We start from the raw sequence: 17,373 nt of genomic DNA, 5'->3' as shown, positions 1-17,373 counted from the left end.
GCGGCCCGCAGCCGGGGTCGCCGCGGTCCGCGGCCGGGTGGTCGGCACCGGTGCGGTGGCGTCCTCGGAGCCGGGGAACACCTCCTGCGCGCCGTCGGGTGCGATCCGCTCGGAGGCCTTCGGCCGGCCCGTCGCCGCGGTGGGTCGGCCGGTGCCGCGTCCGCCGTCGCCGGAGTCCCGAGCGGGCGCGGGTCGCGGTGCCGCGGGGCGGCGGGGCGACGCGGACCGGCCGGGCTGCGGCGGGCGGGGACGCTGCGGGGCCACGGGTCAGTCCTGCTCCGTGGCGTCGCCGGGAGTGAGGTCCGCCAGCTCCGCGAGCACCACCGCGCCGAGCGCGGTCACGTCCCCCGCGCCCACGGTCAACACCAGGTCACCGGCGGAGGCGGCCCGGGCGACCGTCCGTGCGGCCTCCTCCCGGTCGGCGACGAACAGCATCCGGTCCGCGTCCGGGGCCAGCCGCACGATGGTGTCGCCGGTGACGTCGGGGTCCGGGTCCTCGCGCGCGGCGTAGACGTCGGTCACCACCGCCAGGTCGGCCAGGTCCAGCGCGGCGGCGAACTCCGCCGCGAACGTCCGGGTACGGGAGAACAGGTGCGGCTGGAACAGCACGATCACCCGGCCCTCGCCGACCACGGTGCGGGCGGTGCGGAGCAGCGCGGCCACCTCGGTCGGGTGGTGCGCGTAGTCGTCGACCACCCGGACTTCCCGGACGGTGCCGCGATCCTCGAACCGGCGCCCGGTGCCCCGGAACTCGGCCAGGCCGCGCACGGTGTCCACGATGTCCGCACCGGCGGCCCAGGAGGCCAGGTAGGCGGCCGCGGCGTCGGCGGCGTTGTGGTCGCCGGGCACCCGCAGGTCGAGGGTGGCGCCGGGCAGGCCGTCCAGGGCGGAGGTCAGCGGCGTACGCCATCCGGTCGGCGACTCGACCGTGTCGCCGAGCAGCAGATCGGGTCGGCCGTCGCGGCCGTAGGTGAGCACCCGGACCCCGCGCCCGGCCAGCTCGTCGCCGACCCGGTCCAGCAGGCGGCCGACCCCGGCGTCGTCGGAGCACGCCACCAGGGCGCCACCGGGCCGGATCCGCTCGGTGAAGTCCGCGAAGGCCTGCTCGAAGGCCTGCTCGCTGCCGTAGTGGTCGAGGTGGTCCGGCTCGACGTTGGTGATCACGGCGACCGCCGGCCGGTAGTTCAGGAACGAGCCGTCGGACTCGTCCGCCTCCGCGACGAAGGCCTGCCCCTGCCCGGAACGGTGCCCGGGCAGCGGTCCGTCCTCGGTGCGCAGGGTGCCGCCGATGGCGTACGACGGGTCCAGCACCGGGTCCTGGCGGCCGACCGCGGTCAGCGCGGTGGCGACCATCGCGGAGGTGGTGGTCTTGCCGTGCGCCCCGGCGACCACGACGGCGATCCGGTCGACCATCAACGCGGCCAGCGCCTCGGAGCGGTGCAGCACCGGCAGGCCGAGTGCACGGGCCCGGGCCAGCTCGGGATTGGTCTCCCGGATGGCGCTCGACACCACGACGGTGTCCGCACCGTCCAGGTGCGCGGCGGCGTGCCCGATCAGCACCGTGACCCCGGCGGCTCGCAGACCGGCGACGGCAGGGCCCTCCTGGGCGTCGGAGCCCTGCACCCGCAGACCGCGGTCGACCAGCAGACCCGCGACGGCGGACATGCCCGCACCGCCGATCCCGATCAGGTGCACGGTGCCGAAGGTGGCGGGATCGGCCGGGTCGACCCGGTGGGCCGGTGCCACGGCGCGAGGCTCCGCGACGACCGGTGCGCCGGGCGCGTCGTCGGCCGGGTCCGCCGCGGCGTCCTCGTCCACCGGCAGCTCGTCCTCGGCTGGCTCGCCGATCAGGTCGTCGGCGTGGTCCTCGTCGGTGAGGTCGTCGGGGCCGGTCGGGTCGTCGATCGGGCCGGAGTCGCCCGGGGCGTCGGCGGGTGCCTCCGCGAGGCGCCGGGCGCCCACCTCGAGCGCCTCCTGCACCAGGTCCGCCACCCGGGCCGCGGCGTCCGGCACCCCGATGGTCGCGGCGCCGGCGCCCATCTGCTCGCGCCGGCTCGCGGACTGCGGCTTGAGCAGCGGCACCAGGTGCTCGTCGAACCAGGCGGGCGTGAGCTGGTCGTCGGCCACCAGCAGACCGCCCCCGGCGGCGACCACCGGCTGCGCGTTCAGCTTCTGCTCGCCGTTGCCGACCGGCAGCGGCACGTAGACCGCCGGGATGCCCAGTGCGGCCAGCTCGGAGACGGTGCCCGCCCCGGCCCGGCACACCACCAGGTCGGCGATGGCGAGCGCCTGCTCCATCTCCCCCAGGTACTCACGCACGTGGTAGCGCTCGGCCCCCGGCACGCCACGGACCGCGGCCCGGACCGCGTCGCCCTTGCCCGCTCCGGTCAGGTGCAGGACCTCGGCGCCGGTGGCCAGCACGGCGGCGGCCCGGGCGGCGACCGCCGTGTTGATCGACACCGCGCCCAGCGACCCGCCGGTGACCAGCAGGACCGGCCGGGTCGGGTCGATGCCGAGCTCGGCGGCCGCACGACGCCGGGTCCCGACCGGGTCGGTGGCGCGATCGTCCAGCAGACCGAGGATCTCCGGTCGCAGCGGCAGGCCGGTGACCACGGCACCGGGCAGCCGGGTGCCGGGGAAGGTCACCGCCACCGACTCCGCCCAGCGGGCACCGAGCCGGTTGGCCAGCCCCGGCCGTGCGTTCTGCTCGTGGATCACCACCGGGACACCGCGGTTCCGGGCGGCCAGGTAGGCCGGGGTCGCGACGTAGCCGCCGAAGCCCACCACGACCTGGGCGCCGATCGCGTCGATCGCCTCCCCCGCGGCGTCCACCGCACCGCGCAGCCGCCGGGGCAGCCGGAACCAGTCCGGCGTCGGGCGCCGCGGCATCGGCACCTTGGGCACCGTGAACAGCTCGACCCCGCGTTCGGGCACCAGCCGGGACTCCAGGCCCTCGGCGGTGCCCAGGGCGGCCAGCCGGATCTCCGGGTCGCGGGCACGCAGCTCCTCGGCGACCGACAGCAGCGGGTTGACGTGCCCGGCGGTCCCGCCACCGGCCAGCAGCACCGCCCGGGGCACGGGGGCGTCGGCGAGCTGGTCGGGTGCGGTCACGTTGTCCTCCGGACGGTCGTGCGAGGGTGAGGGAGAGCGGTGCCGGTCAGCGCCGGACCCGGCCGATCACGGCGAGCGAACGGCGGAGCACGTGCGGCCGGGCGGCCAGCGCCTCGGCGGCGCCGGGCTCGCTGCGGGCGAAGGAGATCACCACGCCGAGCGCGGCCATCGTCATGATCAGGGCGGAGCCGCCCGCGGACACCAGTGGCAGGGGCACGCCGATCACCGGGGCCAGGCCGACCACCACGCCCATGTTGACCAGCGCCTGCCCGATGATCCAGGCGGCGATGGCACCGGTGGTGATCTGGGCGACCGGATCGGGGTGCCGGGCGATGATCCGGAACATGCCGAGCGCGAGCAGGGCGAACAGCAGCAGCACCAGCAGGGTGCCGATCAGGCCGAGCTCCTCGCCGATGATCGCGAAGATGAAGTCGTTGTGCGCCTCGGGCAGGTAGGACCACTTCTCCCGGCTCTGGCCGAGGCCGAGGCCGAACCAGCCGCCGGTGGCCAGCGCCTGCGTCCCGTGCAGCGTCTGGTATCCGCCCGCGCTGGCATCCGCCTCGCCGGAGAACCAGTCCATGATCCGCTGCATCCGGTTCTCGCTGGTGATCGCCAGCCCCGCCGCCGCCACGACGGCGCCGATCCCGGCGACGCCGAACACCCGCATCGGCACCCCGGCGACGAACAACGCGCCCGCCACCAGCATCATCATCACCAGTGCGGTGCCCAGGTCGTGTCCCATCAGCACCACGCCGATCGCGACCAGCGACACCGGCAGCACCGGGATGATCGCGTGCTTCCAGTCCTGCAGCAGCGTGCGCTTGCGGGCCAGCACCGCGCCCAACCAGATGGCGAGCGCGAACTTCACCGCCTCGGACGGCTGCGCGGTGAACCCGGCGATCGAGATCCAGTTCCGGTTACCGCCCTGGCCGATGCCCAACGGCGTGAACACCAGCAGCTGCATCACCACCGCCCCGGCCAGGATGAACCAGGCGAACCGGTGGTAGAACCGCACCGGCAGCCGGGAGGCCACCCACATCAGCGGCAGGCCGATCAGCGCGAACTGGGCCTGGTTGAAGAACACCGCGTAGGGCGACTTGCCGTCCGCCAGCGAGTCCACCGAGGACGAGGACAGCACCATCACCAGGCCGAGCACCAGGAGCAGGACGGTCGCCCCGGTCAGCAGGTAGTAGCTGGTGACCGCGGAGTTCCACTGCCCCAGCCTCGACCGGCGGGGTGCCTCCTGGGCGCCGGGCACGGCACGGGTGCGCGGCGTGGCGTCGGTGGTCTGTGCCATGGCCGCCCTCCTCACCGCGCCGGGTCGGCCGGGACCAGAGCCCTGACCTCGGCCGCGAAAGCCTCTCCCCGCTCGGCGTAGGAGGAGAACTGATCCATCGAGGCGCACGCCGGCGCCAGCAGAACCGTCGCTCCGGGCGTGGCGGCGTCCGCCGCCAGACGGCGGGCCTCCTGCACGGCGCGGGTCATCACCGTGCCAGTGTCGCCGGGATCGATCCGGACGACGGGAACCTGCGGGGCGTGTCGGGCGAGAGCCTGGGTGAGCGGGTCGGCGTCGACCCCGATCAGCACCACCGCGCGCAGCCGGTCCCGGCGCCCGGCGACCAGGTCGTCGAAGTCCGCACCCTTGGCCAGTCCCCCGGCGATCCACACCACGGAGCCCGGCGCGAAGGCGGCGAGCGAGGCGGCGGCGGCATGGGCGTTGGTGGCCTTGGAGTCGTCGACCCAGCGGACCCCGTCGACCTCGGCCACGGTCGCGATCCGGTGGGCGCCGGGCCGGTAGGCGCGCAGCCCGTCCCGCACGGCGACCGGGGCGACCCCGTGCGCCAGGGCCAGCGCGGCGGCGGCCAGCGCGTTCTGCACCGTGTGCGGTGCCAGGGCCGAGCCGCCGGGGGCCAGATGCCGCAGGTCGGCGAAGGTCGCGAGCTCCGCGGCGTGCGTGCGCCGGTCGGCGGTGAAGCCTCGGTCGACCAGCACGTCCTCGACCAGGCCGACCTGCCCGAGTCCGGGGGTGCTGAGGGTGAAGCCGACCGCGATCGCACCGTCGGCGACGTCGGCCTCGCGCACCAGGTCCTCGGTGGTCCGGTCGGCGGTGTTGTAGACGCAGGCCCGTTCGACCCCCGCGAAGATCCGGCCCTTGTCCGCCGCGTAGGCGTCCATCGACCCGTGCCAGTCCAGGTGGTCGGCCGCGAGGTTCAGCACCGCGGCGGCCTCGGCGGCCATCGTGTGGGTGTGATGCAGCTGGAAGCTGGACAGCTCGACCGCCAGCACGTCCAGGGTCGGGTCGGTCGCGGCCAGCACCACCGGGGTGCCGACGTTGCCGACCGCGGCGGTGCGCTCCCCTGCGGCGGTCAGGATGCTGGCCAGCATCTCCACCGTGGTGGTCTTGCCGTTGGTGCCGGTCACCGCGAGCCACGGGGCCGGCCCGTCGCCGCCGGCCCGGTCCACCCGGAGCTGCCAGGCGAGTTCGACCTCGCTCCACACCGGGAGCCCGGCGGCCCGGGCGGCCACCAGGAGCGGGTGCGCCGGCCGGATGCCCGGCGAGACCACCACCAGGTCGACGTCGCCGAGCCGGTCCACCGCGGCGGACAGCGTCAGGTCGGCGTCCTCCGCGCGGTCGTCGGCGGTGAGCACGGTCGACCCGCGCGCGCTCAGCACGTCCCGGGCGGCGCGCCCGGAGACGCCCAGGCCGGCGACCAGGACCCGGTCGGTCAACCCGCCACCCACTCGGCGTAGAAGATCCCCACGCCCAGGGAGACGAAGAGTCCGGCGATCAGCCAGAACCGGATCACGATGGTGACCTCGCCCCAGCCGGACAGCTCGAAGTGGTGGTGCAGCGGCGCCATCTTGAACACCCGCTTGCCGGTCAGCTTGAAGAAGCCGATCTGGATCACGTCGGACATCACGATGATGACGAACAGCCCGCCGAGGATCGCCGCGAGGATCTCGGTCCGGGTGACGATGGACATCCCGGCCAGTGCACCGCCGAGGGCCAGCGAACCGGTGTCGCCCATGAAGATCTTGGCCGGGCTGGCGTTCCACCACAGGAAGCCCAGGCAGGCACCGGTGATGGCCGCGGCGACCACCGCCATGTCCAGCGGGTCGCGGGTGGCGTAGCACCGGGCGGCCAGGTCGGCCCCGCAGCGCTGGTTGAACTGCCAGACGCAGACGATCACGTAGGCGCCGAACACGATCAGCGAGGCGCCGGTGGCCAGGCCGTCCAGGCCGTCGGTGAGGTTCACGGCGTTCGACCAGGCCGTGATGAGGAAGTTCGCCCAGATCACGAACAGGATCGCCCCGACCGCGACTCCGGCGAAGGCCAGGTCGAGGTGGGTGTCCCGGATGAACGAGATCTGGGTGGACGCGGGCGACCGGCCGAGCGAGTCCGGGAACTGCAGCGCCAGCACGGCGAAGGTGATCCCGACCAGGCCCTGACCGACGATCTTCCACCGGGCCCTGAGCCCCAGGGACCGCTGCCGGGAGATCTTGATGAAGTCGTCCAGGAAGCCGACCACGCCGAGACCGGTCATCAGGAACAGCACGAGCATCGCCGACGCGCTGGGGGTCGTGCCGCTCACCAGCACCGCGACCAGCCAGCCGAGCAGGGTGGCCGCGATGATCACGACCCCGCCCATCGTCGGCGTGCCGCGCTTGGTGTGGTGGGCGGTCGGACCGTCCTGCCGGATGAACTGGCCGTACTGCTTGGCGACCAGGAAGCGGATGAACAACGGGGTGGCGAACAGCGCCACCAACATGGAGACGCCGCCGGCGACCATCACGGAGATCACGCGGGGACCTCCACGTCGGTCAGCAGGTCGCCGAGCCGCCAGAGGCCCGCGTCGTTGGACGACTTCACCAGCACCACGTCACCGGGTCGCAGCTCGCTCTCCAGCACCCGGGTCGCCTCGTCGAGGTCGGCCACGAACAGCACCTCCTCGCCCCAGGACCCTTCCCGGACCGCGCCCGCCGCGATCGGCCGGGCGCCGTCGCCGACCACCACGGTCAGCCCGATGTTCAGCCGGACCACCTGCAGGCCGATCGCCTCGTGCTCGACGCGGGTCTCCGGGCCGAGCTCCATCATCTCGCCCAGCACCGCCACCGACCTGCGCTCGCGCCCGGCGAGCACCGCCAGGGCCTTGAGCGCGGCGCGCATCGAGTCCGGGTTCGCGTTGTAGGAGTCGTCGATCACGGTGATGCCGTCCGGCCGGTCCACCACGTGCATCCGGTGCGGGCTGAGCGCGTCGGCGGCGTTCAGGGCGGTGACGACCTGGGCGAGCGGCAGCCCGGCGGTCAGGGCGGTGGCGGCGGCGGCCAGCGCGTTGTGCGCGTGGTGCTCGCCGACCAGGCGCAGCGCGACCTCGGCCCGATCACCCCGGAACGCCAGGGTGAACTGCGCCCGTCCGGCCCGGTCCACCCGCAGGTCCAGCGCCCGGACGTCCGCGGCGTCGGTGGTGCCGAAGGTCAGCACCTCACCCGGTGCCTTGGCCGCCATCGCCGCCACCCGCGAGTCGTCGGCGTTCAGCACCGCGACCCCGTCCGGCAGCAGGCCGGTGACGATCTCCGACTTGGCGGTGGCCACCGCCTCGATCCCGCCGAAGCCGCCCAGGTGCGCGTGCCCGACGACCAGCACCGTGGCGATGTCCGGCGGCGCGATCCGGGTCAGGTACTCCAGGTGGCCGATACCGCTGGCGCCCATCTCCAACACCAGGAACCGGGTGGACTCGTCGGCGCGCAGCACGGTGAGCGGCAGGCCGATCTCGTTGTTGAAGGACTTCTCCGGGGCGATGGTCGCCCCCGCGGTGGCGCAGATCTGCGCCAGCAGGTCCTTGGTGGTGGTCTTGCCGACCGATCCGGTGATGCCGATGACGGTCAGCGGCTCTCCGCCGGGCACGTCCGCGGCGTCCCGGAGCGCGGCCAGCACGCCCCGGGCCAGCTCACCGAGCGCGACCTCGACGTCGTCGACGATCACCGCGGGCACGCCGGGCAGCTCGCGGGCGGCCAGCACCAGGTGGGCGCCGCCGTCGCTCACCGCGCTCTCGGCGTAGTCGTGACCGTCGACGTGCTCGCCGGGCAGCGCCACGAACAGCGACCCGGGCTCGACCTGCCGGGAGTCCGTGACGACCGGGCCGGTGACCAGGACGGTGGGGTCGACCTGCGCCAGGCGACCCCCGGTGGCCTCCGCGACCTGCTGGGCGGTCCAGGCGATCACGCGGTGTGCTCCTCGAACTGGTGTTCCAGCAGCACGTCCCGGTCGTTGTAGCGGTGGAAGACCCCCGCGATCTCCTGGGTCGGCTCGTGCCCCTTGCCGGTGATGATGATGGTGTCCTGCTCCTCGGCCAGATCGAGTGCGTCGTGGATCGCCTGACGGCGGCTGGTCGCCTCGTGCACGTCGGCCAGCGTCGGGCGCTGCTCGCGCACCCCGGACAGGATGGCGGCGCGGATGGCGGCGGGCTCCTCCGACCGCGGGTTCTCGTCCGTGACGACCAGCACGTCGGCCAGCCGGGCGGCGATCTGCCCCATGATCGGGCGCTTGCCCTGGTCGCGGTCGCCGTCGGAGCCGAAGACGATGATCAGCCGGCCCGGCGTGATCGGGCGGACCGCCTCCAGCGCCAGCACCAGGGCGTCCGGGGTGTGCGCGTAGTCGACCAGGCCCAGCGGGCGGCCGGGGGCGCGCTCGATCACGCGCTCCATCCGTCCCGGGATCTCGTGGGCGTGCGCCACCGCGTCGATCGCGACGTCCAGGGCGACCCCGGCGCGGTGCGCGATCACGATGGCCAGCGCCGCGTTCGACACGTTGACCAGACCCGGCAGCGGGCTGGCCGCGGTGTGCCGAGTGCCGTCCGGACCGCGCAGAACGAAGGACGAGCCGACGCCGTCCAGACCGATGTCCGCCTCGACCACCGCCCAGTCGGCCGTCTCCCCCTCCGGGGCACCCACGTGGGTCGCCACGGTGTCGACCGGCACCGTGGCCTCGGTCGCGAGCCGGCGACCCCACTCGTCGTCCACCACGATCACGCCGTGCCGGGCGTGTCCGGGCGTGAAGAGCTGGGCCTTCGCGCGGAAGTAGCCCTCCATGTCGCCGTGGAAGTCCAGGTGGTCGCGCTGCAGGTTGGTGAACCCGGCGACCGACAGGACAAGCCCGTTCACCCGGCCCAGCGCCAGCGCGTGCGAGGACACCTCCATCACGGACGCGGCCAGGCCCAGTTCCAGGCCCCGGGCCAGCATCGACTGCACCACCGGCGCCTCGACGGTGGTGCGCGGGCTCTCGATCGCCTGGTCGCCGATCCGCAGCTCCACCGTGCCCATCAGCACCGTCTCGCCCAGCGCCGCACGCAGCGCGGAGTCGACGAAGTAGGTGGTGGTGGTCTTGCCGTTGGTGCCGGTGACGCCGACCGTGGTCAGTCGCTCGCCGGGGTGCTGGTGCAACGCCGCGGCCAGGTGTCCGGCCAGCGCGCGCGGGTCGTCCGCGACCAGCACCGGCACGCCGAGGTCGGCGACGAGCGTGGCACCGGCGCGATCGGTCACGACCGCGACCGCACCGGCCGCCACCGCACCCTCCGCGAACCGGGCGCCGTGCACCGTGGCTCCGGGCACCGCCACGAAGACGTCGCCGCGCTCCACGTCCGCGCTCGACACCGTGACGCCGGAGGCGAGCAGGTCGGACGGGAGCGGCGCACCCTCGACCGGCAGCGCGAACGCGGCGGCGAGGTCGGCGACCCGGGGGCGGTGGGGCTGCTCGGGGCGCAGCCGACCCTGCGGGGACGTCATGGGCACGAATCTACCGCGCGGGGGCTCCGGCTCCGACCCGGGACGGGTGGCGCTCACCACTCGGTCGGGTAGAGCTGCGCGGGCGTGCCGGAGGGCGCGATGCCCAGTTCGGTCAACGCGTAACCCGCGATCTGACTGAACACCGGGCCCGCCACCGTGCCGCCCCACTCGGAGGTGCGCGGGTTGTGCACGACCACCGAGACGGCGATCTCCGGGTCGTCCGCCGGGGCCACGCCGATGAAGGAGGACGTGATGCCCTGGTTGCCGTTCTCGTCCCAGTTCTGCGCGGTACCGGTCTTGCCGGCCACCCGGTAGCCCGGGATCGCCGCGGAGGACCCGGTGCCCTCGTCCACGGCGCTCTCCATCATGGTGAGCACGGTCTGCGCGGTCTCGGGCGAGACCACCTGGGTCTGCTCGGCGGCCTCGGCGGCGGTGACGTTGCCCTCGTCGTCGGTCCACCCCTTGACCAGGTGCGGCTCGATCCGGACGCCGCCGTTCGCGATGGTGGCGAACACCTCGGTCGCCTGCAGCGCGGTCACCGACAGGCCCTGGCCGAACAGCACCGCGTACTTGGTGCGGCCGTCCCAGTCGTCGGCCTGCTTGAGGCTGCCCGCGGACTCGTTCGGCAGCTCGATCCCGGTCTTCTGACCGAAGCCGAACCTGTGCAGGTAGTCGTAGCGGGTCTGCTGCGGGATGTTCTCGCCGATCATCACGGTGCCGGTGTTCGACGACTGGGCGAGGATGCCGGTGGTGGTCAGCTGCATCCCCGCGTGCTCGTGCGAGTCCTTGAAGGTCTGCCCGTTGGACGTCGTGTACTGGTACGGCACGGTGTACTGCGAGTACGGGTCCGCGATGCCGCTCTCGATCGCCGCGGCCATCGTGATCACCTTGGCGGTGGACCCGGGCTCGAAGACGTTGGACACCGACTTGGACCCGCCGAGCAGGCTCTGGTCCGCGCCCGGGTTGTTCGGGTCGACGGTGGCCGACTCGGCGAGCACCAGGATCTCCCCGGTCTTGACGTTGAGCACGACGATCGAGCCGGAGTCCGCGCCGGTGGCGGCGACCTGCTGCTCGATCGCCTGCTGCGCCCGGTACTGCAGATCGGTGCTCAGGGTCAGCTGCAGGTTGTTGCCGTCCTTGGCCGCGGTGGTCTCGTCGTAGCCGCCCGGGATCAGCTGCCCGCCGCGACCGCGCTCGTAGGTGGTCTCCCCGTTGGTGCCGGACAGCTCGTCGTTCAGCAGTTGCTCGATGCTCTGCGCGCCGACCCCGTCCCGGTTGACCCAGCCGAGCACGTTGCCCGCGGTGTTCCCGTTCGGGTAGACCCGCTCGGCCACCTGGTCGGCGCCGATGCCGTTGATCCCGAACTCGCGCACCGCCTGCCAGACCTCGGGCAGCACGCCCTTGGCCACGTACTTGAACCCGGAGTCGCCCTGCAGGGTGGCGCCGAGCTCGGCGGCCGGGATGTCCAGGATCGGCGACAGCAGCTCCGCGGCGCCGGCCGCGCCGGACAGCGTGGTGCCGTCCTGGACCGTCGACCAGGTCGCGATCTGCTTCTGGTTGACATAGATGTCGTAGCGGTCGACCGAGGTGGCGAGCACGACGCCGTTGGTGTCGGTGATCTGGCCGCGGTTCGCGATCAGGACCGCGGTGGAGATCCGGCTCTCCTTGGCCTCGGCGGCGATGGCCGGACCGGCCACCCCCTGCACGTAGATCAACCGGCCGGCGAACACGGTCAGCAGTGCGGCGACCAGGACCACCAGGACGGTCCGGCGCCGCGACAGATTGGCCAGCCGCGGCCCGACCCGATCGCTCAGCGGGGCGTGGGCCCGCTGCGGCATCCGGGCCGCGCTCACTGGCCGGCTCCGCGCACCGTTCCGTCGGACAGCCGCAGCCAGCCGGTGGACCCCGCGGGCTCCATGCCCAGCGCGGCGGCACGCTCGGCCAGCTGTGCCGGAGCACTGTTCTGGTCCAGCTGCGCGGACAGGTCCTGCTCGGTCCGGGCCAGCTCGGCCAGCTGCACGTCCAGCTTGTGCTGCTCGTAGGACCCGGCCGCGAGCCGGGTGTTCAGCAGGAGGGCGGACAGCAGCGCGACGATCAGCACCGCCATGCACACGACCACGAAGGGCACGTGGCTGCGGGCCTGTGCCGGGGGCCGGACCAGTCGCAGCCGCGGGGCGCTCCGCGGCTCGGGCTGGACTGACGGCCGCGGGAGGGCCCGGGCGCGGACGGCCTGCTCGGCGCTCATGCGGTTCTCCTCGGTGCTGGTCTCATGTGGCGTGGGGTGGGCCGGAGGCGTTCGGCGGCGCGCAGCCGGACCGACTGCGAGCGCGGGTTGCGGGCCAGTTCCGCCTCATCCGCCTCCTCTGCGCCGCGGGTCAGCAGGCGCAGGTACGGGGCGTGGTCCTCCGGGACCACCGGCAGACCGGGCGGGGCACTGGTGGTGGCTCCGGCGGCGAAGGCGCGCTTGACCAGCCGGTCCTCCAGGGACTGGTAGGCCTCGACCGCGATCCGGCCACCGATCAGCAGCGACTCCACCGCCGCGGGGACCGCCCGCGCCAGCACGGCCAGCTCGTCGTTGACCTCGATCCGCAACGCCTGGAAGGTCCGCTTGGCCGGGTTGCCGCCCTTCTGCCGTGCGGCAGCGGGGATCGACGCCCGGATCAGGTCGACCAGCTCGCCGGAGCGCAGGATCGGGGTGGTCTGCCGGGTCTGCACGATCCGGCGGGCGATCCGGCCGGCGAACCGTTCCTCGCCGTACTCGCGCAGGATCCGGACCAGGTCGGACTCGTCGTAGGTCGCCAGCACGTCGGCGGCGGTCTCGCCCACGGTCGGGTCCATCCGCATGTCCAGCGGGGCGTCCTGCGCATAGGCGAAGCCGCGGTCGGCCTCGTCCAGCTGCAACGAGGAGACGCCGAGGTCCATCAGGATCCCGTGCACGCCGGGCAGGCCGAGCTCGTCCAGCACCTCGGGGATCTCGTCGTAGACCGCGTGCACCGGGGTGAACCGGTCGCCGAACCGGGCCAGCCGGGCCGAGGCCAGCTCCAGTGCCTGCGGGTCGCGGTCGATGCCGATCACCCGCACGGTGCCGATCGCGTCCAGCACACCCTCGGTGTGACCGCCCATGCCGAGCGTGGCGTCGATCATCACCGCACCCGGCTCGGACAGGGCGGGCCCGAGCAGGTCGAGGCAGCGCTGCAACAGGACGGGCGTGTGCCGCTGGGCGGCGTCGCTCGTGCTCATGCGCGTCTCTTTCTGCGGGTCGGGCTGCTGCGGGTCGGGCGTCGGCCGGTCGGGCCTCTGCGGTGGTGCGGAGTGGATGGTCGGGCGGCCCCTCCAGCCGTCCGACCAGATCCCCCACCGGACCTCTGCCACCGGGGAAGTGGCGTCAGAAGAACGGGGAGAGATCTCATCGGGCGGATCGGGGGTTCGGACGGTGCTGGTCGATCGGGTGCGGCGGGCGGATCAGGCGGTGCGGGTGCTTCAGGCGGTGCGGGTGGCTCAGAAGGCCCCGCCGGGGAACACCTCCTCGGCGGTCTCGGCGTAACCGGCCTCCTGGGCGGCCAGGTAGGTCTCCCAGGCCGCCAGGTCCCAGATCTCGACCCGGGTCCCGGCACCGATCACCGCGACGTCCCGGTCGAGACCGGCGTAGGCGCGGAGCATCGGCGGGATCGAGACCCGGCCCTGCTTGTCCGGCACCTCGTCGGAGGCCCCGGACAGGAAGACCCGGAGGTAGTCGCGGGCCTGCTTGCTGGTGACCGGGGCCTGCCGGAGCTTGTCGTGCATCCGCGCGAACTCGTCGAGCGGCAGCAGGAACAGGCAGCGGTCCTGGCCTCGGGTCATGACGAGGCCCTGGGCGAGCTGCGGACGGAACTTCGCCGGGAGGATCAGCCGTCCTTTCTCGTCCAGGCGGGGGGTGTGGGTGCCCAGGAAGGGGACGCCGGTACCGAGCCCGGCCATCGCCTGCTCCAGCCCCATCACGTCACCTCCCCCGACGCCCGCACGAGCACCCGTCGGCACCCGATGGCCCCACGGTACTCCACTTTGCTCCACCATGATGAGGCAGGACGGGTGAAACTCCGGTGTTCAGGGTGCGTTCCCGCAGGTCAACGTCACGGGAGCAAAGTGGAGGACTTTCCGTCGCGGCGGGTCGCGGAAAGCCGACATATCGCCCTTTGACCTGGTCATCGGCGCTCCGCGACCGGGGATCGCCCGACCCGGGGAGCGAGGTGGGGCGGTGCGGGGAGGGATGTGGAGGATCACCTCCCGGAGCTGGCCGGACGCCCGTACGCTTCACCCCAGACGATCGAGTGAGGGGTTCTCCATGCCGCATCCCGACCGGGACAGCACCGCCGAGCTGCTCGACGTGGCCGCGCAGATGCGCGCCGCGGTGGAACAGGTGGTGACCGGCCGCCCCGATCTGGTCCGGATGACCGTGGCCGTCCTGCTGGCCGGGGGCCACCTCCTGCTGGAGGACGTGCCCGGCGTCGGCAAGACCACACTGGCCAAGGCCGTGGCCCGCAGCATCGACTGCACCGTCGGCCGGGTCCAGTTCACCCCGGACCTGCTGCCCGGCGACCTGACCGGCGTGACGATCTACCGCGCGGCCACCCAGGAGTTCGAGTTCCGGCCCGGTCCGCTGTTCTCGCACGTCGTGATCGGCGACGAGATCAACCGCGCGTCGCCCAAGACCCAGTCCGCACTGCTGGAGTCGATGCAGGAGGCGCAGGTCACCGTCGACGGCCGCACCCACCCGCTCCCCCGGCCGTTCCTGGTGATCGCCACCCAGAACCCGGTGGAGATGGAGGGCACCTACCCGCTGCCCGAGGCCCAGCGCGACCGGTTCATGGCCCGGCTCTCGCTCGGCTACCCGGATGCCCGCGACGAGCTCGCCATGCTCGACCTGCAGGAGACCTCGGATCCGCTGGCCGACCTGGCCCCGGTCACCGACGCCGCCCAGGTGGCCCGGCTGATCGAGATCACCCGCGCCCTGCACGCCTCGGCCGCGATCAAGCAGTACGTGGTCGACCTGGTCGGCGCGACCCGCGAGGACCCCGCCCTGCGCCTGGGCGCCTCCCCGCGCGCGTCGATCCAGCTGCTGCGGGCCGCCAAGGGCCTGGCCGCGGTGGACGGCCGGCCGTTCGTGCTCCCCGACGACGTGCAGGAACTGGCCGCCCCGGTGCTGGCCCACCGGCTCATCCCGTCCGCGGAGGCGCGGCTGGCCGGCCGTGGACCGGCCGACGTGGTGCGCGACCTGGTCGCCCGGGTCGCCGTGCCCAGCGGATCCGACGCCCCGGCCGGCGACCATCCCACCCGGGTGTCGGTCCGTTCCGCCGCGAGCTGATGCGCCTGCGTCCGACCGGCCGCGGCACCGGCATGGTGCTGCTCGGCCTGGGCGTGATGGCCGGCGCGGTGACGATCGGATCCGCCGACCTGCTGGTGCTCGGCGCGATCCCGGTGCTCGCCGCGATCGTCGGCGTCGCGCTGCTGGTCGTCGAATCCGCCCGGGGCGGCCGGCGCGGGCACGAGGTGCGCCGGACCGTGCGCCCCGACCCGGTGACCGCCGGCCAGGTCGCCGAGGTCGAGGTCCGGGTCACCGGCCACCGGGCCGGCACGCTCCAGCTGCGCGAGCAGGCCGCGACCGAGCTGTCCGGCGGCCGACCACTGCGGGCCCGGGTCGCCCGCGGCGCCGACCGGGTCCTGCTGACCTACCAGGTGACCGCCGGCCGTCGCGGCCGCTGGACCATGGGCCCCCTGACCGTCACCAGGACCGACCCGTTCGGTGTCGCCCGGATCCGCGGACCGCTCGGCGCGGCGCAGAGCCTGAGCGTGTGGCCCGCGGTGGCCGAGCTGCCGGTGCCGCGCACCCTGCTGCTCGCCGAACCCGAGCGGCCCGTGCTGGGCGCGCACTCCCCCGGTTCCGACGACGCCGCGCTGCGCGAGTACCAGGTCGGCGACGACCTGCGCCGGGTGCACTGGCCGTCCTCCGCCCGCCGCGGCTCGCTGCTGGTCCGCACCGACGAGCACGCCGGGGTGCGCACCGCCTCCGTGCTGCTCGACCCGGCGGCCGAGGGCGAGGCACTGGAGTGGAGCATCGCGATGGCCGCCTCCGCCGCGCTCGCGCTGCGAGCGGCCGGCCACCCCACCCATCTGCACACCGACGGGCCGCACCCCGGCACCGGAGACCGCACCGCCCTGCTGGACGCCACCGTCGACCTGGTCGGCCAACCGGACCGGGACGCCGCCGACCGTGCGCTGCTGGCCCAGATCCGCGCCGTCGAGGGCACCGACTCCGGGGTCGGCCTCGTGGTGGCCGTGCTCGGCCCGCAGCGCCCGGCCCTGCGCACCGCGCTGGCCGGGCTGAGCACCGCCCGCCCGTGCTGGGCGATCGTCCGCGGTACCGGCGACGATGCCACGGCCACCGCCCGTGACCTGCTGCGGGCCGGATGGCGCACGGTCCAGGTCGAGACCGGCGCCGATCTGACCGCCACCTGGCTCGGCCTCGGGAGCGTGGCGTGACCGCCGTCGCCACCGCCGCACCGCGGCGGGTCCGCCCCGGGACCGGTCGCGCCCTGCTGTCCACGCTGGTCCTGGTCACCGCTCTGGGCACCGCGCTGGGCGCCTTCTCCGCTCTGGTCACCACCAGCGGCCCCTGGCTGACCCATCTGGGGCTCGCCCTGATCGGCACCGCCGCGGTGGTCGCCGGGAGCCGTGCCCTCACCTCGTCGATCTGGCTGCCGTCGGTCACCGGTCTGGTGGTCGCGGGCTACGGTCTGCTGGTCGGCTACGGCGGCGGTCCGCTCCCCCTGGTCCCGGACGGCGGCAGCACCGACCGGATGTGGGCGCTGGCCCAGGACGGCATCGCCGCGATCCGGGACGGCGTCGTCCCGCTCGACGTGCCGCGCTCGGTCGAGCTGCTGATCGTCGGCGCCGTGCTGGTGCTGTACCTCGCCGCGGACCTGCTCGCCGTCGGCGTCCAGATGCCCGCGCTCGCCGGACTGGCGCTGGCGACGCTCTGGGTGCCCGCCGCCGCGCTCGGCTTCCCGGGCAGCACCTGGGCACTGGTCGGCACCGGCCTGCTCTACCTGCTGCTGATCCTGCTCGGCCGGGACGGCCCACCCGCACCCCGACGGCGCGCCGGACCCGGCCCGTCGGCCACCACCGGGATGATCGCCGCCGCGGTGGTGGTCGTGCTCGCCGTGATCGGGGTCCCCGCGCTGACCGCCCTGCCGATCTGGTCCTGGTCGGGCCCCCCGGTGGCCGGGACCGGCTCGCTCGGGTCGGTCCGGCTCGCCGACGACCTGGACCTGCGCGACAGCCTGGGCCCCCAGTCCGAGCAGGTCGTGCTGCGCTACCAGGTCGCCGCGGTGGGTCAGACCGACGACGGCGCCCCACGGGCCACCGCCACCCTGGCCGGACCGTTGCGCTCGTTCACCCTGCGCGACTTCGACGGCCGATCCTGGTCCCGGGACACCGGCGGCG

13 protein-coding genes and 1 pseudogene are annotated in these 17,373 nt (G+C 74.1%); 3 read left to right on the top strand and 11 right to left on the bottom strand.

What is annotated here, in order from left to right:
- The 11 genes and pseudogenes from OGL89_RS15345 to mraZ form a co-directional block, all read right to left on the bottom strand.
- Nucleotides 1-264 (bottom strand): annotated as a pseudogene (locus tag OGL89_RS15345) (hypothetical protein); the annotation flags it as partial.
- A 3-nt stretch (nucleotides 265-267) separates the two neighbouring features.
- Entirely contained in the window at nucleotides 268-3,111 is a 2,844-nt protein-coding gene (gene murC / locus OGL89_RS17235; protein ID WP_346770724.1) for a UDP-N-acetylmuramate--L-alanine ligase, read from the bottom strand.
- A 46-nt stretch (nucleotides 3,112-3,157) separates the two neighbouring features.
- Nucleotides 3,158-4,408: a putative lipid II flippase FtsW gene (gene ftsW / locus OGL89_RS15330; RefSeq protein ID WP_263121031.1), complete on the bottom strand. Its 1,251-nt coding sequence runs from the start codon at nucleotides 4,406-4,408 to the stop codon at nucleotides 3,158-3,160.
- Nucleotides 4,409-4,419: 11 nt separating this feature from the next.
- Complete coding sequence (gene murD / locus OGL89_RS15325; protein WP_276582534.1) at nucleotides 4,420-5,841, bottom strand: UDP-N-acetylmuramoyl-L-alanine--D-glutamate ligase; 1,422 nt, start codon at nucleotides 5,839-5,841, stop codon at nucleotides 4,420-4,422.
- Nucleotides 5,838-6,914 carry a phospho-N-acetylmuramoyl-pentapeptide-transferase gene (gene mraY, locus OGL89_RS15320; protein ID WP_263121029.1) on the bottom strand — a complete coding sequence of 359 codons (1,077 nt, stop codon included), beginning with the start codon at nucleotides 6,912-6,914 and terminating at the stop codon, nucleotides 5,838-5,840. Before mraY ends, murD begins: the two co-directional genes overlap by 4 nt.
- Complete coding sequence (gene murF / locus OGL89_RS15315) at nucleotides 6,911-8,335, bottom strand: UDP-N-acetylmuramoyl-tripeptide--D-alanyl-D-alanine ligase (protein WP_263121028.1); 1,425 nt, start codon at nucleotides 8,333-8,335, stop codon at nucleotides 6,911-6,913. The genes mraY and murF overlap by 4 nt, the downstream gene beginning before the upstream one ends.
- A complete protein-coding gene (locus tag OGL89_RS15310; protein WP_263121027.1) occupies nucleotides 8,332-9,894 on the bottom strand; it encodes a UDP-N-acetylmuramoyl-L-alanyl-D-glutamate--2,6-diaminopimelate ligase in 1,563 nt (520 codons plus the stop codon). The genes murF and OGL89_RS15310 overlap by 4 nt, the downstream gene beginning before the upstream one ends.
- A 53-nt stretch (nucleotides 9,895-9,947) precedes the next feature.
- Nucleotides 9,948-11,747, bottom strand: a complete 1,800-nt coding sequence (locus tag OGL89_RS15305) for a penicillin-binding protein 2 (protein ID WP_263121026.1) — start codon at nucleotides 11,745-11,747, stop codon at nucleotides 9,948-9,950.
- Nucleotides 11,744-12,139: a hypothetical protein gene (locus OGL89_RS15300; protein ID WP_263121025.1), complete on the bottom strand. Its 396-nt coding sequence runs from the start codon at nucleotides 12,137-12,139 to the stop codon at nucleotides 11,744-11,746. Before OGL89_RS15300 ends, OGL89_RS15305 begins: the two co-directional genes overlap by 4 nt.
- Nucleotides 12,136-13,134, bottom strand: coding sequence for a 16S rRNA (cytosine(1402)-N(4))-methyltransferase RsmH (gene rsmH / locus OGL89_RS15295; RefSeq protein WP_263121024.1), 999 nt, complete (start codon nucleotides 13,132-13,134; stop codon nucleotides 12,136-12,138). Before rsmH ends, OGL89_RS15300 begins: the two co-directional genes overlap by 4 nt.
- Before the next feature lie 258 nt (nucleotides 13,135-13,392).
- On the bottom strand, nucleotides 13,393-13,851 hold the full coding sequence (gene mraZ, locus OGL89_RS15290; RefSeq protein ID WP_263121032.1) for a division/cell wall cluster transcriptional repressor MraZ: 459 nt from the start codon (nucleotides 13,849-13,851) through the stop codon (nucleotides 13,393-13,395).
- 364 nt (nucleotides 13,852-14,215) lie between these two features.
- On the opposite strand from mraZ, the gene OGL89_RS15285 reads away from it, so the two are divergent.
- The 3 genes from OGL89_RS15285 to OGL89_RS15275 all read left to right on the top strand — a co-directional run.
- Nucleotides 14,216-15,235, top strand: a complete 1,020-nt coding sequence (locus tag OGL89_RS15285; protein WP_263121023.1) for a MoxR family ATPase — start codon at nucleotides 14,216-14,218, stop codon at nucleotides 15,233-15,235.
- Nucleotides 15,235-16,410, top strand: coding sequence for a DUF58 domain-containing protein (locus tag OGL89_RS15280; RefSeq protein ID WP_263121022.1), 1,176 nt, complete (start codon nucleotides 15,235-15,237; stop codon nucleotides 16,408-16,410). The genes OGL89_RS15285 and OGL89_RS15280 overlap by 1 nt, the downstream gene beginning before the upstream one ends.
- Nucleotides 16,407-17,373, top strand: a 967-nt coding sequence (locus OGL89_RS15275) for a transglutaminaseTgpA domain-containing protein (RefSeq protein ID WP_263121021.1), incomplete at its 3' end; no start/stop codon positions are given. The genes OGL89_RS15280 and OGL89_RS15275, both read left to right, overlap by 4 nt.

Source organism: Cellulomonas sp. RIT-PI-Y (assembly GCF_025642745.1).
Taxonomy (GTDB): Bacteria; Actinomycetota; Actinomycetes; order Actinomycetales; family Cellulomonadaceae; genus Cellulomonas.
The sequence above is the reverse complement of the archived record's forward strand: the minus strand, read 5'-3'. Positions and strand labels throughout refer to the sequence as shown.